This window comes from Streptomyces sp. NBC_01260, assembly GCF_036226405.1.
Taxonomy (GTDB): domain Bacteria; phylum Actinomycetota; class Actinomycetes; order Streptomycetales; family Streptomycetaceae; genus Streptomyces; species Streptomyces laculatispora.
In genome coordinates, this window is sequence record NZ_CP108464.1 from 8,650,203 (window position 1) to 8,675,127 (window position 24,925).

Below are 24,925 nucleotides of genomic sequence, written 5' to 3' on the forward strand. Positions count from 1 at the left end.
GGCAGGGGGGCGGGACAGGGGATAGCCGAGGTACTACTGCTCGTAGCGCCGACGGGCGAGATGCACGATGACGTCGGCGGAAATCTCGACCGTCTCAGGCAGAACCCGCATGATCCGGCGGAACACCTGCTCCTGCTCCGGCGGCGGCAGCACGAGATAGGCCGAGATGGTCGAGAGATGGCCAACGTAGTCGCGAGCACTCATCGTGAAGCGCCGTTCGATCACGGACTGCCGAACTCCGGTGAACCACTCGGACCGTTGCAGTTCCGTACCCGGCCACTGCATGTCATGACCCGGAGGTGTCCCGTCCGGGGACGGAATATCGTCGCTCTCCAAGAACGGTGCCGGTGCCGCGCGAACGGTTTCCTCGACAGCTGGGTCGACCAGCTGGATCGGCCCGGCGAACGAGGCGAACACGCCACCCGGCTCCAGCAGGGCGGCCATGCGTGACCACCGGTCCTGCGGCTTCGTCCAGTGCAGCGCCGCCGCTGCATAGACGAGCCCGTACCTCTCGCCCGGTCGTAAGTCCTCGAACGCCGCTCGTACCGTCCTGACACCTGGCGGCACGTGCTTGCGCAGCTCGGCGAGCATGGCCGCGTCAGGTTCCGTCGCGGTGACCGTGACACCCCGTTGAGCCAGCAGGCGGGTTGCCTTGCCCGTCCCGGCGCCAATCTCCAGGGCAGTCCGCACGGGCTGACGCGCGTACGCCATCACCATGTCGAAGAGCTCCACGGGATACCCGGGCCGGAACCGTTCGTATGCTTCCGCCATCACTCCGAAGCTCAGCGCGCGACCGGACATGCCGAGCATCCTGACACGGGCTGCTCCGCCGACGCCCGGTCTTTTCGTGCGACACCAGCCTTCCGGTCATGGCAAGCAGGAGGCTCAAGCGACAACGAAGGCTCATCAGGGTGAGCGCGGGTACTGAACCCGGCGTGACCCGCCGCTGCCGCGGGGCCGTGCGTGAGCGCCGGCGCAGCAAGGGCCGGGTCCTCGTCAGCCGGCGACCGTTCTCCGCCGGTGACTGCTCTCCCCGCCGGCGCGCGAGAGCCCGCACCGCCTGGACGGGCGGTGCGGGCTCTCGCACATGACGTGCTCGGTGGGCGGCGTGCGACCGCGCCGTGCGGGTCAGTCCTTCTCGGCGCCTGACGGGCCGGCGGCCGCGGCGGTCTCGGGGGAGTGGCCCGCCTCGTCGCGCGGTGCCGGGACCTCGGAGGACGGGGTGCCTTCCGCGGCGAGGCGCTCCATGCCGCTGGTCGTCTTCAGGGGCTTCTCCCTGATGAAGAGGACGGCCAGAAGGCCGAGGAAGGCGAAGGGGGTGGCGATCAGGAAGAGGTCACCGGTGGCTACTCCGTAGGCGTGCTCGACGATGTCCTTCATCGGCTCGGGCAGCTTGGTCATGTCGGGTACGGCGCCGCCGTGGCCGCCGGCGGGTGCCGGGAGGCCCTTCTCCGCGAGTCCCTTCGTCATCTCGCTGGCGACCCGGTTGGCGAGGACCGCGCCGAGCACGCTGGTTCCGATGGTGCCGCCGAGGCTGCGGAAGAAGGACAGTACGGAGGTTGCCGCGCCCAGTTCGTGCGCGGGCACGTCGTTCTGGGCGGCGAGTACCAGGTTCTGCATCAGCATGCCGACGCCGATACCCATGAACGCCATGTAGAGGCTGAGCAGCCCGAAGTGCGTGTCGGCGTCGATGGTCGACAGCATGCCGAGCCCGGCCGTCATGATCACGGCGCCCGCGACGAGGTACCGCTTCCACTTGCCGGTCGCGGAGATGATCTGCCCGGCGACGGTCGAGGACACCAGCAGACCGCCGATCAGCGGAAGGCTCATGAAGCCCGCGACGGTCGGCGACTTGCCCAGGGAGATCTGGAAGTACTGCGAGAGGAACACGGTTCCGGCGAACATCGCGATGCCGACGAAGAAGCTGCCCAGGGTGGTGAGCGTGACCGTGCGGTTGCGGAAGATGTCCAGGGGGATGATCGGTTCGGCGGCCCGCGACTCGACGAAGACGGCCGCGGTCAGCAGCACCACGCCGGTGAGTACCAGTGCGGCGGTCTGCCAGGAGGCCCAGTCGAAGTTGTTGCCGGCGAGCGAGGTCCAGATCAGCAGCGAGCAGACGCCCGCGACGATCAGGAAGGCGCCCAGCCAGTCGATCCTGACCTGACGGCGTACGGTCGGCAGCTTCAGGGTGCGCTGGAGCAGCATGATCCCGGCAAGCGCGAACGGCACGCCGACGAAGAAGCACCAACGCCAGCCGAGCCATGAGGTGTCCACGAGGACACCTCCGATCAGCGGGCCGGCGACTGTGCCGACGGCGAAGACGGCGCCGAAGATGCCCGCGTACTTGCCGAGCCTGCGCGGCGGGATGATGGCGGCCATCACGATCTGGGCGAGCGCGGTGAGGCCACCGGCGCCGATGCCCTGGATGACCCGGCTGACGATCAGGGTGTTGACGTCCTGCGAGAAGCCCGCCACCAGGGAGCCGACCACGAACAGGCCGAGCGAGAGCTGGAGCAGCAGCTTCTGGTTGAAGAGGTCCGCGAGCTTGCCCCAGAGCGGCACGGTGGCCGTCATCGCGAGGAGCTCGGACGTCACGACCCAGGTGTACGCGGACTGGCTCGCGCCGAGGTCGGCGATGATACGCGGCAGGGCGTTGGCGACGACGGTACCCGCGAGGATGGCGACGAACATGCCTGCCATCAGGCCGGACATCGCTTGGAGTATCTGCCGGTTGGACATGGAGGACGGCGCCTGCTCGGGCGCCTCTATTGCGGTCACGGTGTCCTTCTTCGGTGCTGGGGCAGAACAGAGGTTGGTGTGGTGCGGAGGGGGCGGCCAGGGGCCGGACATGCGGGGGAGCGGCGAAACGGCGCACTGGAAGACCGGTGAACCGGTGAACCGGTGAACCGGCGGACCGGAGGGCCGGTGCCCCGGCGGACCGCGGGACTACGCGGGTGGTCGTGGCAGGCCTTGGGCCAGTTGGGCGAAGACCTCCTGGAACGTGTCCGCGAGTATCACCTCTCCGGGGTGGTCGCACCAGTGCTCGACGGCGACCCGTACAGCGGTCTGGGCGACTGCGGCGAGCAGTTGGGGGAAGAGGCTGTCGCGGACGGCTCCTGTGCCGGCCTCCGGACGTGCCGCGTGGTCGTCGCACCCGTCCTGGCGGGTGCCCGTGTCGTTCAGGTCGCTGTCCAGGACGCGAGCCCCCGCCCGCGGGCCGCCCGAGCCTGCTGCTGTGGCGGCGGTCCCGGCGGCAGACCCGGCGTCGAGCCAGTCGGCGATGGCGGCGGCCAGGTCTCGTTGGTCCGCCACTTGGGCCTGGAGGCCGCGTTGGATGAGGTGGGGGGAACGCTGGAGGACCTTGGCCTGCAGCGCCCAGAACTCCTGGCGCTGCTCGAACCCGTCGAGCTCGTCGGCGAGGGCCTCGCGGACCACGTCGAGTGGCGGACGGTCGGCCGGGGCGCGGCGAACGGACTCCCTGATCCGCTCGCCCACCCCCTCGTCGATCAGCACGAACGCGTCGTCGTGGTTGGGGAAGTAGTTGAAGAACGTCCGGGGCGAGACTCCGGCGGCCTCGCTGATGGCCTCGACCGTGACGTTCTCCACGCCGTGTTCGGCGGCCAGGCGTACGGCTGCTTCCGCGAGGGCGTTGCGGGTTGCCTGCTTCTTGCGTTCCCGAAGCCCCGGCGAGGATGGCCTCTTGCGTTCCGGCGGCCCCGATGCGGATGGCTTCTTGGTGGGCACATCTTGCATAGTAGGCAAAAATGCAGAACCTGCAAAATTATTCCCCACCTCGGGTCCGCCGAACGCCGTCACTACTTGCACTGTCACCACTCCTCCGACCTGACCTACTACAGGTGCGGGTGTGGTGGTTGGCTGTGGATGCCGGTGGGGCGGCGTGCGCCGACGGGTGTCGGGGGACGCCGCCCCGGGGGTTGGGGGGGGTGGGGGTTACTTGGGGTCGCGGTTGAATTTTGAGGTTGCCCAGAAGTAGCCGAGGGTTGCGAGGCCGAGGCACCAGGCGAGGGTGAGCCATCCGTTGTTGCCGATCTCGTTGCCCAGGAGTAGTCCTCGCAGGGTTTCGATGGCGGGTGTGAAGGGCTGGTACTCGGCGATGGGCCGGAACCACCCGGGCATCGTGTCGACCGGGATGAAGGCGCTGGACAGGAGTGGCAGCAGGATCATGGGGAGGGCGTTGTTGCTGGCGGCTTCGGCGTTCGGGCTGATGAGGCCCATGCCGACGGCGATCCAGGTGAGTGCTGTGGCGAAGAGGACGAGCAGGGCGAATGCGGCGAGCCATTCCAGGGCGGTCGCGTCGGTGGAGCGGAAGCCGATGGCGACGGCGACGGCGCCGACGAGGATCACGCTCATGACTGCTTGCAGGACGCTTCCGACGACGTGTCCCACGAGTACGGAGCCGCGGTGGATCGCCATGGTGCGGAAGCGGGCGATGATGCCTTCGGTCATGTCGGTGGAGACGGACACGGCGGTTCCGACCACGGTGCTTCCGACGGTCATCAGCAGGATGCCGGGGACGATGTAGGCGATGTACTGGGAGCGGTCGGCGCCGCCGCCGCCGATGCCGGCGCTCATGACGTCGCCGAAGATGTAGACGAAGAGCAGGAGCAGCATGACTGGGGTGAGGAGCAGGTTCAGGGTGAGGGAGGGGTAGCGGCGGGCGTGCAGGAGGTTGCGGCGCAGCATGGTGGCGGAGTCGCGAGCGGCGAGGGTGAGGGTGCTCATCGGGCTGTCTCCTTGGGCTGGTCGGGGATGTCTGCGGCGCCGGTCAGGGCGAAGAACACGTCGTCGAGGTCGGGGGTGTGGACGGTCAGTTCGTCGGCTTCGATGCCGGTGGAGTCCAGCCAGTCGAGGAGGGAGCGCAGCTCGCGCTGGCTGCCGTCGCTGGGGATCCGCAGCGACAGCGCCTCGTCGTCCCGGGTGCCCTCGCCCAGCGCGACGGCGGCGGACCGGTACGCCGCCGGATCGGAGAAGCGGAGGCGGACGTGACCGCCGGGGATGAGCCGTTTGAGCTCGTCGGCGCTCCCCTCGGCGGCGATCCTGCCGTTGTTGAGGACGGCGATGCGGTCGGCGAGTTCGTCGGCCTCGTCCAGGTACTGGGTGGTGAGGAAGACGGTGACGCCGTCGGCGACGAGTTCGCGGATGATGTTCCACATGTTGTGGCGGCTGCGGGGGTCGAGGCCGGTGGTGGGTTCGTCGAGGAAGATGATCCGCGGGTTGCCGACCAGGGTCATGGCGAGGTCGAGGCGCCGTTTCATGCCGCCGGAGTAGGTGGAGGCCGGCTTCTTCGCGGCGTCGGTGAGGTCGAAACGCTCCAGCAGCCCGGCGGCGGCGCGCCGTCCCTCGCTGCGGGAGAGGTGGTGCAGGTCGGCCATGAGGAGCATGTTCTCCTCGCCGGTGATCAGGCCGTCGACCGCGGAGAACTGCCCGGTGACGCCGATCGCGGCCCGCACCGCCTGGGGGTTCGCGGCGAGGTCATGACCCCCGACCCGGACACCACCGGAACCGGAACCTGAGCCGGAACCTGGCCCGGCATCGGCGGACGGGGCGTCTGCGGAGATGAGCGTGGAGAGGATCTTGACGACGGTGGTCTTGCCGGCGCCGTTCGGGCCGAGCAACGCGAACACCGTTCCCTCGGGGACGGCCAGGTCGACGCCGTCGAGCACGACCTTGTCACCGTAGGACTTGCGCAGCCCGATCGCCGTGATGGCGGCGCGTGGCTCCTGGGCGTTGTCAGTTTTGGATGTGGGCATGACAGGTGAAGTCATGAGGTCCTCCCGATCGAAAAGTGAAGTGACTGGGGAAGCAGGTGAGTTGACGGGCCTGGTGCTCAGGTTCGGGCGCGAAGTACGTCGATGTTGCCGTTGCGGGTCCGGGCGCGGACCTCGACGGTGTCCTCGGCCTTCTCCGGGGTCTCGGAGGCGGTGAGCGCGTTGCGCACCTGCCCGGAGCCGGAGCTGGCGTCGAGCCAGGCGGCCGTGCCCTCGCGGATGCCGACCTCGATGGCGCCGTAGGAGGTTTCCAGCTGAACGGTGCCGCGGGCGACGTCGGCGACGCGCAGGGTGCCGTGGGCGGTGGTGGCGGCGACCGAGCCCTCGGCGCGCGCGATGTCGATGTCGCCGTGGGCGCCGTTCACCTGCAGGTCGCCGGTCGCGGCGCCGACGGTCGTGGTGCCGTGCGAGTTCTTCAGGACGGCGGGGCCGTCGACGATGCCGACGCGCAAGCTGCCGGAGCTGGTGGTGATCTCGGCCTTGCCCTCGATCCGGTCGACGGTGATCGAGCCGTGGGAGGCGGTCAGGTGGAGCGGTCCGGTCGTGTCGAGGCGGACGTCACCGGATGAGGTCTTCACGCGGGCCTCGCCGAGCCGGCCCTCGCTGAGTACCTGGAGCCAGGAGCCGGTCAGGTCGACGCTCGAGCCCGTGGGCAGTTCGACCGTCACGTCGACGGTGCCGGTGCGTCCGACGAGATAGCGCTGCTTGGGCGTCCTGACGGTCAGGACGCCACTCGTGTACGTGACCTCGGTCTGTTCGGCCGATCGTACGTCCTGGTCCTTCTGCGGGTCGCGGGGCCGCACCTCGACGACCGTGTCGGGACGGTCGGCCGCGGCGAACTGGATGGAACCGGCGGACACATGGGCGTTGACCGAGATCGGTGCGGGCGTGTCGAAAGAAGGCATGGCTGTTCCGTCCTCTTGGGTGTTCGTGGCGTCCCCGCTGGTGGGACGTGGTGTGGGTGAAGTCGTTCCGAGGGGCCGGTCAGCGCACCCAGCCCTTGAAGCTCTGGCTGACGGTCCTGGTCTTCCCCGGGGCCCGGGGGGTGGCGGCGCCGCCCGAGTCGACCGCGGCCGACACGACGCGTACGAGCCATGCGTTGACCGACAGACCCTCGCTGCCCGCCACTTCCTCGGCGCGGGTCTTGAGGTGGGCGGGCAGGCGCAGATTGACGCGGGCGGTGCCACCCTCGTCCGTATCGGCGGGGACCGGGGCAAGGGCGGGCACCGGTACGTCGAGCGGCTGGGCCCGCTCCTCGTGCTGCGGCAGTACCACCACGAAGTCGGGGTCGAGGCCGCGCAGCCGTACGTCAACCGAGCCGGGGGCGAGTTCGCGGGTGATCTCGTCCATGGCGGCGGACAGCACATTGAGCAGGGTCAGACGGGTGGCCGACTCCAGCGGCGCGGTCAGCCGCTCGGCCAGCTCGCGGGCTTCGTCACCCCCGGCTTCGGCGGCCACCGCCAGTTCCCTGTGGAGTGTTTCGACATACGGCGTGAGGTCCATGACTCCACTATGGCGCCATTGTGGCGCCATTGGCAAGCGTGGATGTGTGAATAGTGGCGTTCGGCAGGGCTCACGGGTGGCGCATGAGATGCATTCTTGCAGGTAAGAGCGGTCAAGCGAGGAGGTGGCGCCAGATTTTCTCAGGGTGGCGCAGCGTGGCGCCGATCGCGAGATCCTCGGCATTTGATCCTTCGCCACTGGTAGCTGCGCCGATGCCTCGGTCCGGCCGGCCAGGTCCGTCCATCGCTGTTTCAGATGATCCGGCAGCGCCCGAATGTCTTCTCCGGACAGATCCCTGAACGTCTCGGGGTTCCTGAAGCGCGACATCATCTGGCTCCGGGACTGTCGGGCGACACGGGATTGTCAGTGGTCGGCGACATGGGGTGTGTCAGTGACTGCGGCTTCGTCGTACGCGATGAGGTGTGGAGTGGCCGGCGCCGAGGTGTTGAGCGACGGTGGCGACCGGTTCCTGCGCGTCGTGGTGTCGCGGGGCGAGGGTGAGCCTGGGTGCGCTGTACCTGGGCGGATGGCGGCCTGGTTGCCGCCGTCGACTGGGCCGAAGCTGAGGTCATCGCTTACTCCGCAACGGCTCACCGCCCTGGCATGACGAACAGGATCTCTCCTTGACCGCCTCTGGCACCACCAGCCCTGCCGTGCTCGACCAGCTTCAGCGCCGATCCACCGACCCGAAGCTGCGCATCCTGTTTGTTGGCGCGACCATCGTCACCATGGATTCCGGCCTCGGCGTCCTGCACGACGCGGACCTGCTCGTCGAGGGCGACACGATCATGGCGGTCGGTCCTGGTCTGAGCCCGCAAAGCGCGGTGGTCGTCGACGCGAGGGGCACGATCCTGGCCCCCGGCTTCGTCGACACGCACCGGCACGCCTGGGAGACGCAGCTGCGCCGGATCATGCCGGACGTCGACGACCTCGGCGCCTACGTCATGTCCACCCTCACCGGCTACGCCACGGTCTACCGGCCCCATGACATGTACGTCGGCACCAGGCTGGCCGCGCTGACGGCGATTGACAGCGGCATCACGACGATGCTCGACTTCTCCCACAACTCCCGCACCGCCGAGCATTCCGACGCCGCGATCCAGGCCCTCATCGACACCGGCATCCGCGGCGTGCACGCCGCCATGGGCCCGCACTTCGGGGCCTGGGACAAGCAGTGGCCCGACGACCTGACCCCTGGCTCCGACCTCGGACGCGCAGATCGGGCTGCTCACCTCCGACGACGGGAGCCGTTGCGCGAGCTGCGGCAACCAGCTGAAGGCCCGTAATCCGAGGACACGGCTCTGCTCAACCACAGGCAGATCACACAACCGGCGGCTCCAACACCAACGCGCGCTCAGCGACCCCTCGTCCTCCATGCAGAAGGTGGCGTGCCCAGCCTGCGGCGTCACCTGGGCAAGCGGCAACGACGACGTCAAGACGCTCGGCCGAGGACGCCGTCCTTCGCCCAGCCCAGGATGGCCGCGGAGCGGGGGCGCGCGCCCCCGCTCCGCGGGCCGGGTGAGGCGGCCGCACCGCTTTCCCGAGGCCGCGGACGAGTGGCGAGATGTGGCTCCACCTGGGCAAGTTGACTTGGCCCGGTGCTCAGCGTGCCGGGATGCGCCCCATCCGTACCGCACGTGCCGTCCACGATTCCAGATTCGTCGCGTGGGCGATTGGCGGCGGTGGGGACGAGCAGGCGTTGGGCGCCGCAGGTGCCCGCGGACGAGCCCTGGAACAGCCGTGCTCTACTGGATCGCCCGCCCCGCACGTCATCGGAGGTCCCCAGTGACCCGGCTCCACATCCGTTCCGGCGTCAACCCCGAAGAGCCGGACGTGCCTGTGGTGACGCTCGTCGTCGACCCCGACGGCCCACCCGGTGAGCGTGCGGTCCATGAGCTTTTCAGCTACTGCTACGAGGGCGACGGTGTGGTCTACCTGGTGATGACCGACGGCTGGGCCGAGCACACCCTCGACGGCAACCGCCTGGTGGTCGAGATCGCCGTGTACCCGGGCGCCCTGGGGCAGGTAGGTGTGGACGCCGGGACGTTCCCCGGCCGCTCGGCGCTCGATCCGGAGGCGGCGCTCGTGCTGCGCGCGGAGACCGTGGTGGACCCGGAACTGTATGCGCGGGCGGCGCCCGCGACCGCAGTGTTCACCGCGGGCCCGGACCGCGCGCTCGATGACCTGCTTGCCGCCGACGCATGGCCGATGGTGCTCGGTCACTCGCCGGCCGACGAGACCGATGAGTAGCCAGAACCTGCGGATCGGCGTCCTGAGGGCCACCCCCTTCGTCGCCCGGCGGCCGCAGCCGCCTGTTCGGCGCGGGCTCGGGTGGCTGCCAGTCGGTAGGAGTCGGCGCCGGTCCCGATGATGTTGCCGCCGAACGTCCAGCTTCCGGCGGAGTCATCGGAAGCTATCGTCGCGCTGTCCCTTTCCTCACGCTCCGTCAGATCCAGAAACAGCAGTTGTTGCCGATCACGCACAGGGGCAGGCCCTTTTTGGCCCAGTCGTACTTCGCCAGGGTGCGGATGGTGGCCGGGCCAATGGTGGAGTTGGCCTCGAAGTCGAACTGCCGCACACGGCTTGACGCGAGGAAGGTTCGCCGCCTTGATCCGGCGCTCGGAACGCCGACTGGCCCGGTCGTCGCACGCGGACAACAAGGTCTCGGCCAGGAACTCCGGCAGGTCATCTGGTCGCGCAGCGCCGCCTCGGCCGGCTCCGGGTACGGGGCGCGGATGGTGGGCAGGCGGAGGATGCGGTACGAGGTGTCGACGTCGGCCTGCTAGAGCGGATTGATGGGTTGGCCGGTTGATCGGATATGTCTGTCCGGTTGGTGATCACTGATCTGATGTGGGACCGGATCGAGCCGTTGATCCCGGCCGATCCAGTCCGCGGGCGACGATGGGCCGACCATCGTCGAACCCTTGAGGCCACGGTGTGGAAGTACCGAACCTGCTCGCCCTGGCGGGACCTGCCCGCCGAACTCGGTACATAGCAGACCGCACACAAACGCCTGATCAGGTGGGCTATCGACGGTACCTGGAACGGATCCTCGCGGCTGTCCTGGCCGCTGCGGACGCCAGTGATGAGTTGGGTTGGCCGGTATCGGTGGACTCAACCGTTTGCCGGGCTCACCAGCACGCCGGCGGAGCCAGGAAAAGGAGGCTCCCGATCGGGTCGAACCCGACGATCATGCACTCGGACGCCCACGCGGTGGCCTGGGTAGGAAGGTTCGCCTGGCCAGTGACGGCCGGGCGCGGCCGTTGGTCGTCCACGTCACCGCAGGCCAGACCGGTGACGCACCGGCCCTCCGAAGCGGCAAGGGAGAGGATCAGGGGCCCCGGAGCGCTTTCGGGAGACCGAGGACTCGACCAGAGACCATGTCCTGAATGAGGCTCACCGCGCGTCGGGTGTGCTCACCGAAATGGCGCTCTTGAAATCGGTAAGCGTGAGCGTGCCTTGAATGTCGGGGTTGGACGCGAAGTGCATTTCCTGGCGTACGCGCACGACGCGGCCCTTTTCGTCGATCCATGCCTCGGCGTCGATTGTGGTGGCGGGGCCCAGATTGCGCCCGACCGCCTTGTCGACCGATTCGATGTCTTTCGGGGTGAGGCGGGCCGACACGCGCACGGGTTCGCTCCCTTGGTGTATGGACGCGCTGTGACCGAGCATGAGGTGCACGTACTGCGGAAGCCGGTCCACGGGTATGCCGCCCTTGGCCGCCGACGCAGGAAATTCCTGCCACACACCGGGGGTTCCGCTTGCGCGCCGGTACACCTTCTGCTGGGTGATCACGACGTCCTCGGCGTACTGCTCGGTCTGTTCCGTCGTACGCCCCGTCAAAGGCGTGTTGAGGTTGATCCGTCCCACCATGAGTTGCAGTCGTGTTGGACCGGACTGCGTGACGGCTCTGAGAGCGGCCGAGTAGGGGGCGTCGTCGGCTGCGGCCAGCCGCTCGCGGACCACCTGCTCGCCGGTTTCCGGTCGCGCGGGCGAGCCCGAGGCGCATGCCGAGAGCATCAGTCCCGAGAGCGCCAGAATCAGGGTCGCAGTCCGGTGGCGAATCAAGGGCGGATCCTCTGAGTACCAGGCCCGGAGAGAGAACGCCCCAGGCCGCAGGTGGATGGTGGGCTCATCCTCCCCGGCCGCGGGGAGCAGGCGACGTACGGGGCAGGGGGTGTGATCGAGCGTGCGCCGAACGGTTACGAAATCGGCTCCTGCGTTCGTACAACTGTTCCGGCCGAGACCGACACCATGATTGCTGGGGCCGAGTCGGACGCCCGTCGACAGGCAGCCCGTGTCATCCGGGGAGCCACGGCCTTCCGCCAGGGAGAGGAAGTCGGATGAATTGCGGTGGTTCCTGCGGAACCAACCGACCTGGCCCTCCACGCCACCCTTCACTCGGCATCGGCCCTCACCACCGCCACCGGGAGACCTTGAATCCACGGAGCTGTGCCGATCCACCCACTACCGTCACGAAGCCGTCAGCCCAACCGGCGAAGCGAGCACATCCACACTGCGGCCATCGACCGATTGCTCCCCAGCCGGTGTGAGGGCGGGCGGAACTGCCCCCACACCGGCTTCGAAACATCGCTGGGCCTCCGGAGCCGCGTACTTCAGGTCTGGATTTCCGTGCCGGAGCCTCAGCTGCTGATCAGAGTCCGGTCGAGGAGGGGCAGCAGACGGTCCCAGTGATGCTGCAGTGCGGCGGGGTCGAAGGCGTCGGTGTCGGACATGGTGAAGCCGTGGACGGTGCCGGGGTAGATCTCGGAGGTGTAGTCGACCCCCGCGGCGTCCAGGGTCTGGTTGAGCTTGCCGAGGGCCTCCGGCGTCATGTCGCCTTCGGCGTGGCCGAGGTGGACCTCGGCGGTGAGGCGGCGCAGGCTGTCGGGCCCTTCGACGCCCACGGGACCGTGGAATGCGGCAACGGCGGCCACCTGGCCGGGGTGGGCCGCGGCGGTGCGCATCGCCAGGAGGCCGCCGATGCAGTAACCGGTCACCGCGACCGGTCCGGCGCCGACCTCGGGCTGAGCGGTGAGGAACCTGAGGAAGGCGTCGGCGTCGCTCAGGGACCGTTCGGCGGTGTGCGCCTCGATCAAGGGCATCAGCTGGGCGAAGACCGCGGGCCGGGCCTCTTCTCCGATGTACTCGGGAAGTTCGATCACCGGTGTCGGTCCGTGCCGGTAGAAGAAATTGGGGACGAGTACGTAGTACCCGTGCCCGGCCAGTTCGCGGGCCATCTCCCGCAGCACGGGCCGGATGCCGAAGCCGTCCGCGTACATCAGCACCCCTGGGTGCTGCTCACCACCGTCGGGGAAGGCGGCGAAAGCGTCGGCCTCGCCGTCCGCGGTGGGAATGTGCAGCATCTTGGTGGGCATGAGTTCTCCTGTCGTGGTTGACGTATCGAGCTGTGATCAACACGAAACACGACAGGAGGCGGATCCCGCGCAGCAGCGCCGGATCCTCGATCCAACAGTGGGCAGGCCCTGGTCCGTACGGCGCTCAGTGGAGCGCCGGGTCACCAATCCGTGTGTGGCGCGATGCCGTCCCGGTAGTCATCGCCACACAACGTAGCCCACCGGACGGGATCGATGCCAGCCTCCAAGTCCACAGTGATGTTCGCTTGACTGACCTCGTCAGTACCTCGGATCCTCAACGCGGCCGACGCGCTGCCCGTCACAGCGATACCGATCCAGTGTCTCGTGTGTCCGACATCAGGGGTCAAGGCCCCCGGACGGCGCTGTCAGCCTCGAACCTGGGCAGTTCCATGTGCTTGCCCGCGTTGGCGTGCAACGTCTTCTCCTTCGAAGCGAAGGCGTCGAACAGTGCGAGGGTGGCCTCACGCGGGATGCGCTCGTTGTCCCACTGCATGTCGAACTCGATCGGGACGGTGATCTGCTTCGCCTTCTCGACCAGGTCATCGGGCCACATCAGGCCGAAGGCCGCGGCCGTGATCCTGGGCTCGATCGCCACCAGAGGCACCCGATCGGTGCCCAGGTCGATGCCGACGTAGCCCACCGGCCCATCGGCGCCGATCTCCGGAAGTTCCTGAAGGGCGTCCGGGGTCGCCTGCCACTCGGGCACGGCGAACTCCGCCAGCCGGGCGTTGTAACGGACGATGATCGGCCCTTCGAGCTCGCCGGCCGCCCGCGCCTTGCGCAGCTCGGCGATCTCCTGCTTGTCGTGCGCGCCGATGACGGCGACATGGAAGCCGCAGCCGGTCACGAGGCTGTGCGCCCGGCCCACCATCGCCAGATGCTTCTTGTGCGCACCCCTGGTCCTGATGGGCCACGGTGGGGCGCGATCGGCGCCGGAGGCCGGCGACCAGAGAATGCCGGGGACGTCGCCCACGGTGAAGTCGCGCTCGACCATGCCGTTCGACGACGGCTCGGCGGTGAAGTGCAGGGACTGCACAGGTGTTGCCTTTCGGGAGTGCCTTGTTGTCGAGGCGCTCCCGGCGACAGGCTACGTCAATCGCCATACTGTGACGGAAGGGGGAGCACCCACATCGATACAGCGTTCATGGGTCTCACCTCCTCGGACGGTATCGCGGTCAACTGAAGCCAACAGCCTCAATCACTATCCCTCCAAACCCTCTCCTCGCCACGTGATCACGACTCCAGACACGTGCCAGTGGTTCGCTGCTTTGGCTGGTACGTCGGGGGCGCTGTAACGGCGGAATCAGCGGCGGTATCAACACCGGTGCGGTGGCTGATGTCTGAGTTCCTGGCGTTCCTGGAGCGACGGCTACTCGCTCTCTCCCGCCACTGAGGCGAGCTCGTCGAGCAGCGCGGTGATGGCGGCTTCGGTCAAGCGATAGCCGTCTGCGGTCTCGACGATGCGGCCCGAGGCGACACGGGAGTTCCACCACTCTTCGAGGAAGCCGGGGGCGTATCCGCCGGTCCGGAAGTCGTACTGCTCGGACACGAGACCGAAAATGATCATGAGTTCGTAGTCCGGCAGCGCATAGGAACGCTCGTACTGCGCAGGCGTTCTGATGTACCGCTCGAAGGAGCCGACCCGGTTGAAGCTGGTGAATAGCCAGAACAGGTAGTCGTACATCAACCTGGAGCACGTGTCGGCGTGAAGGGCGAAGAACCCCTTGTCGCGGACGACGGCCTCGCCCAGCGCCCGCATCCGCCGGTCCGCGTCGGGCAGAACGTCCGCGACCTCACGGAAAGCACGTAGCAGGATGGGGGAGAAGCTGCCGTCGCGCACCATGGCCAGGGCGGCGAGCCGGTCCTGCTCCGAGGTGTCGTAGACGGACTCGTCGACCAGGCCCGTGATGAAATCCTCGAAGTTCTCGGCGACCAAGGTGATCGCGAAGTCGTCCTCCTGGTCGACGTGGACGACGGTCGGCTCACCCTGCCTGCCGCACACGCGGTAGTCGAGGGCGAGCATGTCGTGGCCTGCCGAGGGTGTGTCGGCGAAGTAGACACCGATGTCGGGGTACTCCCACATGTCGATCCAGAACCGGCTGCCGAACTCGCCGCCGAGTGATTGCGGCCGGGCCCGTCCGATGCCCCGGATGCCGGTGATCTCGATGTGGTCGTCGGCCCAGGACGTCGGCTCGGACACCGGGAAGCAGGCCCGGGCCGGAGTGCCGCCGTTGTGCGCGTTCATCAGGGCGATGTAGGAGCCGGGCAGACGGTATCCGCCGAGCTCATCCTCCAAGGACGCGATCAACTCCAGCGAGGGCCGGCCCTCCTCCACGTACTCCTCCAGCGCGTGCGCCGAGTCGTCCCAGAACCCGGCGACGTCGAAGCCCTCGAAATGTCTCACTGTGCCCTCCCGCACCTGACCGTCCGGCGATTGCGGGTTCCGCGCTCCGGCACGATCGCGGACCGGCGCGACCGGTCGTCACCAGTGATTGCCCGCCATCGGGCCTGGGCGGATCCGGCGAGCTTGAACACCATGGCGAACGCAGCGACGGGACTGCCGACGGTCATTTCCTGCGCTCATTCATCCCGGACAGGCTGTATCCCTCGGCCTCGTCCCACGGTATGTCGATGTCGTCCATGTGCACCGCCCACTCGGCATCCGACAGAACTCTGCGCAACTCCGTAACGGAATGCAGGAGGTGGGTGAGCACCGGCATCAGGCGGTCGAAGTCGGACGGCATCTTGGTGGCCCCGGCGACGCGTTCCTCCGGCCCGTCGTCGGACAGCTCGTACAGGTACAGACTTTCCTCGTCGTCGTACGGGAACGACGTCGTGTGCGCGGCGACGACGCATTCGATCGCGGACGATTCGGCTTCGGTCAAAGGTGCCGCGCGGTGTGCGCTGTAGTACAGAGAGACGCTCATGATGTGACGGTACGGCGAGGGTCTGACATTGATGCTGATACTGAGGTTCCGGTGGCCGTGGCTCAGGGTCTGACTGACGCCCTGCTGGGCTGTCTTCCGGTTGTACTGTCCGGCCGCCTCGACCTTTCCTCACGGCTCCGGCCGGGCGGAACATGACCTGATAGGAGCTTGGCCAGAAGCCCCTTCAATGTCCTGTCTGCGCCACCCGGCCGGTGCCTACCTCCGGTTGGAAGGCATCATCAGCATGACATCAAGGGTCACGGAACACACTGCGGGCCAGCATGTGTTCGGCGGAGTCGATTCCCACGCCGACACGGTCCATGTCGCTGTCATCAGCGACAACGGCGGCCATCTCGCGGACGTCGAATTCGCCACCACCGCCGCCGGGTACGCGGCGGCCCTGGCTTTCCTGTCCGCACACGGCCATGTGATCGCGATCGGTGTGGAAGGCACCTCTTCCTACGGAGCCGGCTTCACCCGAACCGCCCGCTCCCACGGGCACCGGGTCATCGAGGTCAACCGCCCCGACAGGGCCGAACGCCGCCGCACCGGCAAGTCGGACCCGATCGACGCCTACGCCGCCGCCCGTGCCGCCCTGGGAGGCGAGGACCGCCTCCTCGCCCGCGAACCGGCGCACACGCGTGAACATGGCCGCAGCTTCCTCGGGCAGTTGGTCGCCGACCGTGTCCGCCAGGACCACCACCCCGGCCCCGGCCGCCGTCATCCGCGCGGCATGCTCTGCCACCAGCGCGTGGTCCGCACGGGAGGCGTCGGCCAGGCATACGTCAACGGCCACACTGTCATCGGTTCCCGGGCCTGAGCGACCAACACGGCGCCCGCGGTCAGTGCCTGCTCCGCGGAGGTGTGGGTCATCACCCGCGCCATCGCCTCGGACGCGGGAACGATCACCATGATCCTCGCATGGGTGCTGCCCCGGACCGCGGCCAGGGCCTGCCGCACGTCGCCTGGAGTGCCTCGGCACACCGCGGAGACGCTCACTGAGCCTTCGGCCTCCACCGCCACCTTTCGCACCGCCTCGAACTCCTCCCGGCAGACAGCGGGGAAGCCTGCGGCGAACACCACGTGCCGCGGTCCGGCCCCTGTGAAGACCTCGCCCTGGGCGCGTGCGAGGCGTACCCGGAAGTCAGCCGTCATCAGGGTCTTGGCCTGGGCTCCGTCACGCGGCGACTCCTCCCACAACACCACCCGGCCCGCCTGCGCGGATTCGCGCACCACATCACCAGCCACCGCCCCACCCTTCGCTCACGGCCCTTGCACAGCGGGCCCGTCATGCCTGAGGAAACGGTCACCCCGAGCGGGCTCCTGCCGCAGCTGCAGCGGCCTGATTCACACGATCGGGTCGCCCCGCGGCCGCACGGCCCATTGGGTGCAACGACAGCGCCGCGCCCGTGCGCCCGCGCGCACCGAGGCTCTGTGGGCAACGCGAGCGGTCCCTGAGCCAGGTGCGTCAGGGACCATGAAGCATGCGCCCGGATGGCTGGCACCTCACCGAAGACATCGACGACTTCCTCACTCGAGCCGGAGACTTCCTGCGCTCGCGTCCCGCCCTGCACAACACGCCACTGACGGTGATCGAGGGACTGCGAACACGCGGGGCGTACGGATGCGGCGCCGGAGCCACCGTCCTCGGCCGACTGGAGGCTGGGGGTGAGGTCCGCGCCATTTTCTACCGCTCTCCGTCCCACCGCCTGACCCTCACCCCCCTCTCCCGAGAGCAGGCCGACACCCTCGCCGCTCACCTGGCCGGCCTCGGGCACCTCCTCACCGGCGTCCTCGCGGACCAGGAGACCGCCACCGCGTTCGCCGAGACATGGCAGCGGCACACAGACGCAGCGCCCTTGCCCAGTTGGCGGGCCCGTCTCCACCGTCTCGGCACGCTCACCCCAGCGGAGCCGCGCCCAGCGGGCCGGGGGCGCATCGCGGGCGAGCAGGACCGCGAACAACTCATCCGCTTGTGCGGTGAGTTCGCCGCCACGGTCGGGGAAGTCCCCGCCGTGGACGCCAGTTCCTGGGCCGGCTCGCGCTTCGCCGACAGACACTTCACGTTCTGGGAGACCTCCGACGGCACCCTCGTCTCCATGGCGGCCGTGACCTCGGTGATCGCCGGCATGGTCCGGGTGGACCCGGTCTACACCCCGGCCGGCTTCCGGGGCCGCGGCTACGCGGGCGCCCTGACAGCCGAGGTGAGCAGAGCCGCGCTGGCCGCGGGTGCGACAGACGTCGTACTGTTCGCGGACCCGGCCAACCCCACCAGCAGCGCTCTCTACCAGCGCATCGGATATGTTCCGGTTGCCGACTTCGCCGCGTACGACTTCTCCCGCAACGCGCCGGAAGCCGGTTGAGAGCGCCCTGGATCGCGGCCCAGGAGGTGCCGTCCGATTCCTGCGCGGCCACGAACGGCTACGGCCGGCCGGGCATCATCCGATGCGTGGCTTCACCGCGGCCATGGGCAGGGCGGAACGGGCGGTCCGGACACGCCGCAAGGCCGGGGCCGGCGCTCGCGCGCCACGCGAACCGGCGCCCACGCTCCGGGCCCTGCTGCCCGCCGGCCCAGGCCGCGTAGACCTTGAGCCCGGAGATCTGGGCGGCGGGCCACCCGCTGTCGGCCGTGAAGGTCAGCCGGTGGCCGCGGTTACGAGCTGTCGGGATCCCCCCCCCGAAGTCTGGAGGTACGCCGCGCGCCTGCGGCCACTGGTGGCCGCCACCAGCTCCGATCGAAGGCACGCCGACCACTGCCGCCCCGGCGACGGCAGGGCACGGATCGTGACGTTCGCCAACGGGCTCTCCAAGGGACCGTGGGCAAGATCCTCAAGCGTGAAATCGTCCTCCAGCAGCAGGTGTTCGACGGCTGAACCGATCTGGTTCCGTGTCGGACCCAAGGCCGGGCCGACGTGGGCAGGGACGGGTCGATGCCTGGATCTGCAGAAGTGCCCGGGAACCAGGTGGAGGCCCTTCGACGTGGGATGTTGACGGCCAAGGTCCAGAGTTGAACTCTTGTGGACGGTTTCATGAAGGCTTTTCGATCTTGACTGAAAACCAGCGGACCATGGCTAGCGTCCGCTCTTATGAATCGCATACACACAGCGGCCGGGCTCTGTCTCGCGCTGCTGTTCCTTGTGCTGGGGATCGGCGCCCAGCCCGCGCTGGCGCATGTCTCGCGCCAGCATGCAGAACTCGTCGTCACCACCGGAGACAACGTCACCAGCGGCCGTCTCATCGTCCACCGCGACCTCGTGTCCCCGGAACAGGCCGGAGCCTGGGCGACCCGGTTGCTACCGGCCGGCTGCCCGGCCACCGGCTCCGGCGTTCCCGGCGACAACGGCGGGGTCCCCGGCGGCGTCGTGATCGAGTTGGCGTGGAGCTGCCACGTCCACGCGCTCGACCTGAGCCCGCTGCTCCAGAAGGGCGGGCTGACCCAGGTCGTCGTCGAGTTCGACGGCACGGCCGTCGACGCCTCCGCGGCCATGCCGCTCGTCGACGCCAAGGGCGCACACGCCCTGCCCAGCTTCCCGTGGCTCACCGTCGCGCTCGCAGCGGCGGCCGGCGTTGCGCTCGTACTCGCCGCGCTGCGACTGCCCACCCTGCTGCGGTCATTGCGAACAGGCCGTCGGGTCCAGCTCGCCACCGCGGGCGCCGTCGTCCTGTCCTGCCTCGCTCCTCAGGCGGCTTTCGCCGACGACACGGCACTGGCCACCGTCACCGTCGAGGGCACCGTCTTCAAGGACAGCAACGGCAACGGCAGGCGGGACAAGGGGGAGCGTGCCATGCCCGGCGTCGATGTCACCGACGGCGCCGTGTGGACCACGACCGGTGCGGACGGCTCGTACTCCCTCGCCATCGATCCGGACCGGCGCGAGACCGACATCGTCAGCATCGTCTCGCCCGACGGCTATACGCCCGCTCTGCGCAAGGACTACATCCCTCAGTTCTTCCACAAGGTCCCCGAGACCGGCGGCAACGGTGTCGACTTCGCGCTGGTACCGGACCGCAACGCCTCCGACCCGAGCGAGACCTGGGTCATGAACTCCGACCCCGAGATCAGCAACGTCGCCGACGCCCAAGCGCGCACGGCGCTGCCTCAGTGGACAGGTCAGGTCCAGGCGATGTCCGAGGTCGACGGTGCCACGATGCAGATCGCGACCGGCGACCTCACCGTCACGGACTACGCCGCCGAGCCCCGCCGCCAGGGCGCGTACGACCTCTTCAGCAAGGGCCTGGAGCAGGGGCGGCTCGGCCACCCCTTCTACCCGGTCATGGGCAACCACGACTTCGGCGGCACTGCCACCTCCCAGGGCTACGCCGGCAGCATGGAGTACTACCGCCGCAACCTCGCCCCCGAGTGGTACAGCTTCGACCGCAACGGCCGCCACATCGTCGTACTCGAGGACAACTACGACGCGAGCGGGCTGAAGCCGCAGCTGGAGTGGCTGCGCAGGGACCTGGCCCAGCACGCGGTCGGCAAGCAGGTGCTCGTCTTCGCGCATCGCTCTCTGTTCACCCAGTGGGGCCCGGGCGCAGGTATGCAGCCGACGATCGATGAGCTGGCCAGGTACGACGTCCGGCTGGTCGCCGCGGGTCACAACCAGCAGGCCGAGTTCCGCCGTGGCGCCTTCAAGCGGTCCGTGGAGATCAACAATCAGGGTACCTACGGAATCGACGGCGCCCATCCCGATTACAAGGTGCTCGACTTCAGTGGCATCACGGACGATCCGCACACCCGCCGCAACGAGGACATCGGCCATGTCACCGGTATCCACCGGCAGTTCGACATCGACGACGACAGCGCGCTGGTCAGCCCCGCACAGCGCAGCGTGCACGGCTCGGCTGCCGGAGTCCCCATCGAGGTGTACGCCGAGGACGACGGCCGCACCCCCGCCAGAGCCTCACTGACCGTACGGGACAACCACGGGCACGTGGTGAAGCGGACCAGCCTGCGCTTCGGCCGGGAAACCGGCAGACCCGGCATCGAGAACTGCTACACCCCGCCGGGCGGCAAGCCCGAACCGTGCCCCGACGCACGCGGGGCGTGGACCCGGGCGAGCGGCACCCTGCAAGGGCTGCGGCCCGGTACCTACACCGCCACGACGACCGTGCACGACACACGGGGCAAGGCGTTTCCCGCGCTTCCCGCGCTGAAGAGCGCCTTCGACGTCGTACGGGACTCCGGGCTTCCCAGGCCGAGGACCGGGCAGAACTGGCTGCGGCAGGGCGGCGACGAGGCCGGGCGGTCCTCGAGCGCCGACGAGCCGGGTCCCGAGCTGGACCTGCAGTGGGCCCGGCACACCGGCGAGCAGTTCAACCTGAACGGCTCGGTGGTCGCGGACGGCAAGGTGATCGTCTCTTCCCGCGCGTTCGACTCGCCGTACAGCATGATGCTCGCCTATGACATCAGGTCCGGACGCGAGATCTGGCGCACCTACCTGGACGGCGACGCCGAATCGGCGCCGACGCTCCGTGAGGGACGGGTCTATCTGACGACCGGTGTCGGACGGATCTACGCACTGGACGTCCGGGACGGCCATGTCGCCTGGGAGTCGATCGACCGTGAGGAGCAGCACGGCGACACGGTGCGCCGCTACGGCCGTGCGGGCGGACCGGTCAGTGTCTTCGCACTCAACGGACAGGACCGCACGGTAGCCGTCTACCAGGACTGGGACACGGTCCGCTGCCGTGACGCGAAGACCGGCACTCTGCTGCCCGGTGGCTTCGGCGCCGCTGCCTCCTGGGGTCAGTCCCACAGCACCGCGGTGCGCGAGCCCGGCTCCGACACGGCCTATCTGCACTCCTCGTCGAGCAACACGGTCATCGCCATGGACCTGACGAGCTGCAAGCAACTGTGGGCCGAGGACGCTGCGGGCGACATCGACAGCCACTCGTCACCCGTGCTCACCGATCCCGCATCGGGCCCGGCGAAGCTGGTCACCTTCACTGCATACGGAGTCCGTGGGCGCGACCCGAAGACGGGCGCGGTGACCTGGGAGTCCAAGCTGGGCGGTGGCAGCACCTGCGAGCCGGGGCGCGCCCCGCTCACCAGCCCGGCCGTACGGGGGGACATCGCCTACGTCGCGGGACGCGACGGTGTCGTACGCGCCTACGACACGAGCGCGGCCGATCCTTCGAAGCCGGTGTGGGAGGCGAAGTCCGGCTATCTGGCCGGGGAGAGTCCGCTGGACGACAAATGGCGGGTTGCCATGGGGTGTTCGGCCGGGGACGGTTCGCCGACGATGCATCCGCTGGTGACCAAGGCGCTTGTGTACGTGGGGACGTGGGACGGGCGACTTCTCGTCCTGGACCGTGTCACCGGCAGGCAGTTCGCCGCCTACAACCTCGGCGCGGGCGTCGCGTCGGCCCTCTCCGTCAGCGGTGACTGGATCTTCGTCCTCACGGACGACGGTACGGTCCACGCGCTGGCCGCGCGCCGGGACTGAGGGGAAGCACCATCGTGCGATCACTCCGCACCGGGGTGCTGCTCCTGCTGGCCGCCGTCCCCGCGCTGCTGTTCGGCAGCGCGGGGACGGCCCAGGCGCACCCCTTCGGTACACCCCCCGTCGTCAGGGTCGAGGCGGCGGGCTCCTCCGCCGTGAACGCGACCTGGTCCGCGCAGCGGGACGACGTCGGCGTCCTGCAGAAGAATTCCGGCGGCGATGTGACGGGCTATCTGCGCGCGCACATCGTCGTACGCCAGGACGGCAGCCCCTGCCGGGCGGACCGGGCCGACGGCATGACGCTCCACTTCGCCTGCCCACACCCGGTGGACCGGATCACGCTGACGGTCACCGCGCTGACGGACATCGATCCCGCCTACCGGACGCTTTCGGTGACCGATCAGGGCGACGGGGGACTTCACACGGTGAGGGAGCCGACGCGCACCCTCGCGCTGAAGTCTGCCGCACGGGCCGACGCGGCGCCTCCGGGCGGGAGTTGGACCAGTGATCTGACCTCACTCCTCAACCGAGGGGCGGCCCTTCCGGTGGCCGTGCTCGTAGCGGCGGCCGTGGGCGCGCTGCATGCCTGTGCTCCCGGGCACGGCAAGTCGCTGGCCGCCGGCTACCTGGTGGGTGGCCGGGGCAGACCGCGGGACGCAGTGTGGCTCGGGGGCATCGTCGCCGTGATGCACACGCTCTCGGTCGCCGTCCTCGCGGTCGGCTGGTGGCTGGCGGCAAAGAACGCGCCGGACATGAAGGCGCTGACGGGATGGCTGCAACTGGCCGCCGCGCTGGTGGTGGCGGGGGTGGGCGTAAGCCTGCTGCGGCGGAATCTGCGTCATCGTGGACACCATCACGCACATCGTCACGATCACACACATCGTCACGATCACGGGCATGGTCATTCGTCCGGCACCCAACATGCGGGTGGGCATGGCCACGGGCACAGCCACCACATCCCCGATGCCCCCTCGCTGCTCACTTGGCGAGGTCTGGTCCTTCTCGGCGCATCCGGAGGCCTGTTGCCCTCGCCGTCCGCCTTCCTGGTCCTGCTCACCGGGCTGCTCACAGGCAAGGTCAGCTACGCCCTCGCGATGGTGGCCGCCTTCGGCGCCGGCATGGCCCTCACCCTGACGGGCGTCAGCCTGATCGTACTGCGCGGCCGTGACGCGCTGCTGGACCGTGTCTCCCGTTCCTCGCTGCTGCGCACCTGGATCCCGAGGATTCCGCTGTTCGCAGCCTCGGCGGTGATGGCCGGAGGCGTGGTGGCCTCCGCGCTTGCGGCGGGACAGCTTGTGGCGCCCTAAAGGGACTTGGAGGCACCGGCAGCCGAGCCGCATGCCGAGTCGGCCACGGGTCGGTATCCGCAGCACGGTACGGCCCACGGCACATCCGGAATCCGCCGGATCGGCCTCCGCCCCGGACAGGACTCCGACTCCGTCGGGGAGGTCGGCAGTGACGCCCGGTAGCCCCGCCGCGAGCAGAAGCCCCGCTGGAGCATTCCGGCGGGGCTTCGTCGTCTCACGCGCTTTCGCACGGGTCTCACCGGCGGTGCGGGCTCCCCCTCCCCGGATCGTGAGGCCCTGACCTGGGATGAAGCTCCCGCCCTGGACTGGCCGGACACCCCTGGCGGTCTCTATGGCCTGTGCCATGCAGTACCGAGATGGGGCGCAGCGGCGAGGTTTGTGTACGTAGTGCCTCGCGCGCCCGTGCGCAGGCAAGGCGGGGCGCCAGCCGCGATCACGGAGCGGTCGTCACCATGTAGGTGATACGGGCGTCCGCGACGCCGTTGTTTCGCGCGACGACGGTGAATGTGCTGGCACCGGCAGACTTGGGAACGCCGGTGATGCCGCCGGTGTCCGGGTTGAGCGTCAGTCCGGCTGGAAGCGCACCACGGGTGATCACGTAGCGGTGAGTCTTCGGCGTCGTGGAGTCGATCTTGACTCGTACTGGCGCCCGGTTCGTGCGTTGGCCGGTGCCGGGTTGGCGAAGCCGGGGGTGGGCGCCTCGACCGTGCGAGGCGAGCCGACCGGATTGCCGGAGACGTCCGGGCCATGGTTCAAGCCGCCGTACATCGCTCCGAGCCCACGCCTGTGCTCGGGCAACAGCATCAATTCCACCGGGGATGTCACCGCCTCGTCCGCGCACAACACCGCGTCGGACAGCTCGAACAACTCGTCACGCCGTGTGGTCAGACACGCGTAGAACTCGCCCCGGAAGCGAGACGCTTCCGCGAACGCTTCCCTCCGGACAGCATCAGGCAGCAGACTCACTCACGGCCTTCGCCTTGGTCATGTGCACCTTGGTCGGAGCACAGGATCAGACGAGGGCCGCTCCTGCGTCTGGCGGATGTCAAACTTAGAATCAAATTCGAGAGTCTGTTCGAGGCTCACATCGGGGGCACCATGTCAGAGATCGCTCAGTGGCTCAGGAACTGGCATGCCGCACATGAACACGGACTCCGCTCGCGTGGGATCAGTTCCGCGGTGAAGCCGCCAGCCCCAGGAACCTTGTCCCGACGGCGGCCGAAGGCCACGGCAGTGAAGCTCACGCTGGAATCAGGCGAGCGCGCGGGGATCGTGCTGGTATGGGAATCGGGTGCCACTTCACTGCTCTTCGTCGACACCGGTACTGAGCACACCTGGCAGGACCACCAGGTACTCACCTCGGAGAGCGACCTGCCACGAATCCTGGCACCGCTCGAAAAGCTAGTTGAAGCAGCTGCTGAAAGTTAATGAACAGATTTAGGCCTGCGAACCGATCTGGTGGCCGACGCGCTGACATCCGCCTGCCGACAGCGTCGCCCCACCAATTCCGCGACCGCTCGGATCGCGGCTGCCAGTGCACCAGTCAGCAATTCGCTTTCCTGGCAGCCGAGTTCG

21 protein-coding genes and 3 pseudogenes are annotated in these 24,925 nt (G+C 68.6%); 8 read left to right on the forward strand and 16 right to left on the reverse strand.

Features of this window, described 5'->3' with window-relative positions; all coding sequences use genetic code 11:
- Positions 1-33 precede the first annotated feature (33 nt).
- From OG322_RS38545 to OG322_RS38575, 7 genes are all read right to left on the reverse strand, one after another.
- On the reverse strand, positions 34-801 hold the full coding sequence (locus OG322_RS38545) for a class I SAM-dependent methyltransferase (protein ID WP_329307605.1): 768 nt from the start codon (positions 799-801) through the stop codon (positions 34-36).
- Positions 802-1,128: 327 nt separating this feature from the next.
- Positions 1,129-2,739, reverse strand: coding sequence for an MDR family MFS transporter (locus tag OG322_RS38550; RefSeq protein ID WP_123465532.1), 1,611 nt, complete (start codon positions 2,737-2,739; stop codon positions 1,129-1,131).
- A 207-nt stretch (positions 2,740-2,946) separates the two neighbouring features.
- A complete protein-coding gene (locus tag OG322_RS38555) occupies positions 2,947-3,744 on the reverse strand; it encodes a TetR family transcriptional regulator (RefSeq protein WP_329307606.1) in 798 nt (265 codons plus the stop codon).
- A 207-nt stretch (positions 3,745-3,951) separates the two neighbouring features.
- A complete protein-coding gene (locus tag OG322_RS38560) occupies positions 3,952-4,743 on the reverse strand; it encodes an ABC transporter permease (RefSeq protein WP_123465536.1) in 792 nt (263 codons plus the stop codon).
- On the reverse strand, positions 4,740-5,771 hold the full coding sequence (locus OG322_RS38565) for an ATP-binding cassette domain-containing protein (protein ID WP_329307607.1): 1,032 nt from the start codon (positions 5,769-5,771) through the stop codon (positions 4,740-4,742). Before OG322_RS38565 ends, OG322_RS38560 begins: the two co-directional genes overlap by 4 nt.
- 77 nt (positions 5,772-5,848) lie before the next feature.
- Positions 5,849-6,694 (reverse strand): DUF4097 family beta strand repeat-containing protein, encoded by an 846-nt coding sequence (locus OG322_RS38570; protein ID WP_329307608.1) that lies wholly within the window; start codon positions 6,692-6,694, stop codon positions 5,849-5,851.
- Between the two features lie 79 nt (positions 6,695-6,773).
- Positions 6,774-7,292: a hypothetical protein gene (locus OG322_RS38575; protein ID WP_124285954.1), complete on the reverse strand. Its 519-nt coding sequence runs from the start codon at positions 7,290-7,292 to the stop codon at positions 6,774-6,776.
- Between the two features lie 623 nt (positions 7,293-7,915).
- On the opposite strand from OG322_RS38575, the gene OG322_RS38580 reads away from it, so the two are divergent.
- Both OG322_RS38580 and OG322_RS38585 read left to right on the forward strand, forming a co-directional pair.
- Positions 7,916-8,578: an amidohydrolase family protein gene (locus OG322_RS38580; RefSeq protein ID WP_329307609.1), complete on the forward strand. Its 663-nt coding sequence runs from the start codon at positions 7,916-7,918 to the stop codon at positions 8,576-8,578.
- 499 nt (positions 8,579-9,077) lie between these two features.
- A complete protein-coding gene (locus tag OG322_RS38585; RefSeq protein WP_123465545.1) occupies positions 9,078-9,542 on the forward strand; it encodes a hypothetical protein in 465 nt (154 codons plus the stop codon).
- Between the two features lie 50 nt (positions 9,543-9,592).
- Here the strand turns inward: OG322_RS38585 and OG322_RS38590 are convergent.
- Positions 9,593-10,065: pseudogene (locus OG322_RS38590) on the reverse strand (ATP-binding protein); the annotation flags it as partial.
- Between the two features lie 45 nt (positions 10,066-10,110).
- On the opposite strand from OG322_RS38590, the pseudogene OG322_RS38595 reads away from it, so the two are divergent.
- Positions 10,111-10,675 (forward strand): annotated as a pseudogene (locus tag OG322_RS38595) (IS5 family transposase); the annotation flags it as partial.
- A gap of 13 nt (positions 10,676-10,688) precedes the next feature.
- Here the strand turns inward: OG322_RS38595 and OG322_RS38600 are convergent.
- The 5 genes from OG322_RS38600 to OG322_RS38620 all read right to left on the reverse strand — a co-directional run bounded on the left by OG322_RS38600 (position 10,689) and on the right by OG322_RS38620 (position 15,597).
- On the reverse strand, positions 10,689-11,360 hold the full coding sequence (locus OG322_RS38600) for a hypothetical protein (RefSeq protein WP_329307610.1): 672 nt from the start codon (positions 11,358-11,360) through the stop codon (positions 10,689-10,691).
- A 575-nt stretch (positions 11,361-11,935) separates the two neighbouring features.
- Entirely contained in the window at positions 11,936-12,670 is a 735-nt protein-coding gene (locus OG322_RS38605; RefSeq protein ID WP_123465547.1) for a dienelactone hydrolase family protein, read from the reverse strand.
- A 343-nt stretch (positions 12,671-13,013) separates the two neighbouring features.
- Positions 13,014-13,706: an alpha/beta hydrolase gene (locus OG322_RS38610; RefSeq protein WP_329307611.1), complete on the reverse strand. Its 693-nt coding sequence runs from the start codon at positions 13,704-13,706 to the stop codon at positions 13,014-13,016.
- 333 nt (positions 13,707-14,039) lie between these two features.
- Positions 14,040-15,074, reverse strand: coding sequence for an SMI1/KNR4 family protein (locus OG322_RS38615; protein ID WP_206432440.1), 1,035 nt, complete (start codon positions 15,072-15,074; stop codon positions 14,040-14,042).
- Between the two features lie 163 nt (positions 15,075-15,237).
- On the reverse strand, positions 15,238-15,597 hold the full coding sequence (locus OG322_RS38620) for a hypothetical protein (RefSeq protein WP_329307612.1): 360 nt from the start codon (positions 15,595-15,597) through the stop codon (positions 15,238-15,240).
- Between the two features lie 244 nt (positions 15,598-15,841).
- Between OG322_RS38620 and OG322_RS38625 the strand changes: the two genes are divergently transcribed.
- The gene (locus OG322_RS38625) at positions 15,842-16,417 is read left to right on the forward strand and encodes an IS110 family transposase (protein WP_329307613.1); all 576 of its coding nucleotides are present in this window, start codon (positions 15,842-15,844) and stop codon (positions 16,415-16,417) included.
- On the opposite strand, the gene OG322_RS38630 is transcribed toward OG322_RS38625, so the two are convergent.
- Positions 16,318-16,845, reverse strand: a complete 528-nt coding sequence (locus OG322_RS38630) for a hypothetical protein (protein WP_329307614.1) — start codon at positions 16,843-16,845, stop codon at positions 16,318-16,320. The two genes, OG322_RS38625 and OG322_RS38630, sit on opposite strands and share 100 nt — an antisense overlap.
- Before the next feature lie 236 nt (positions 16,846-17,081).
- Here OG322_RS38630 and OG322_RS38635 point away from each other — a divergent pair, with 236 nt between their 5' ends.
- The 3 genes from OG322_RS38635 (at position 17,082) to OG322_RS38645 (ending at position 23,350) form a co-directional block, all read left to right on the forward strand.
- Positions 17,082-17,960, forward strand: a complete 879-nt coding sequence (locus OG322_RS38635; protein WP_329307615.1) for a GNAT family N-acetyltransferase — start codon at positions 17,082-17,084, stop codon at positions 17,958-17,960.
- Between the two features lie 723 nt (positions 17,961-18,683).
- Complete coding sequence (locus OG322_RS38640; RefSeq protein ID WP_329307616.1) at positions 18,684-22,046, forward strand: outer membrane protein assembly factor BamB family protein; 3,363 nt, start codon at positions 18,684-18,686, stop codon at positions 22,044-22,046.
- Between the two features lie 14 nt (positions 22,047-22,060).
- Entirely contained in the window at positions 22,061-23,350 is a 1,290-nt protein-coding gene (locus OG322_RS38645) for a hypothetical protein (RefSeq protein WP_329307617.1), read from the forward strand.
- A gap of 433 nt (positions 23,351-23,783) precedes the next feature.
- Here the strand turns inward: OG322_RS38645 and OG322_RS38650 are convergent, their stop codons facing one another.
- A complete protein-coding gene (locus tag OG322_RS38650; RefSeq protein WP_123466473.1) occupies positions 23,784-24,191 on the reverse strand; it encodes an Ig domain-containing protein in 408 nt (135 codons plus the stop codon).
- Positions 24,095-24,316: pseudogene (locus tag OG322_RS38655) on the reverse strand (NF041680 family putative transposase); the annotation flags it as partial. The gene OG322_RS38650 and the pseudogene OG322_RS38655, both read right to left, overlap by 97 nt.
- 267 nt (positions 24,317-24,583) lie before the next feature.
- Between OG322_RS38655 and OG322_RS38660 the strand changes: the two are divergent.
- Positions 24,584-24,778 (forward strand): hypothetical protein, encoded by a 195-nt coding sequence (locus OG322_RS38660; RefSeq protein ID WP_148085553.1) that lies wholly within the window; start codon positions 24,584-24,586, stop codon positions 24,776-24,778.
- Positions 24,779-24,925: the final 147 nt, after the last annotated feature.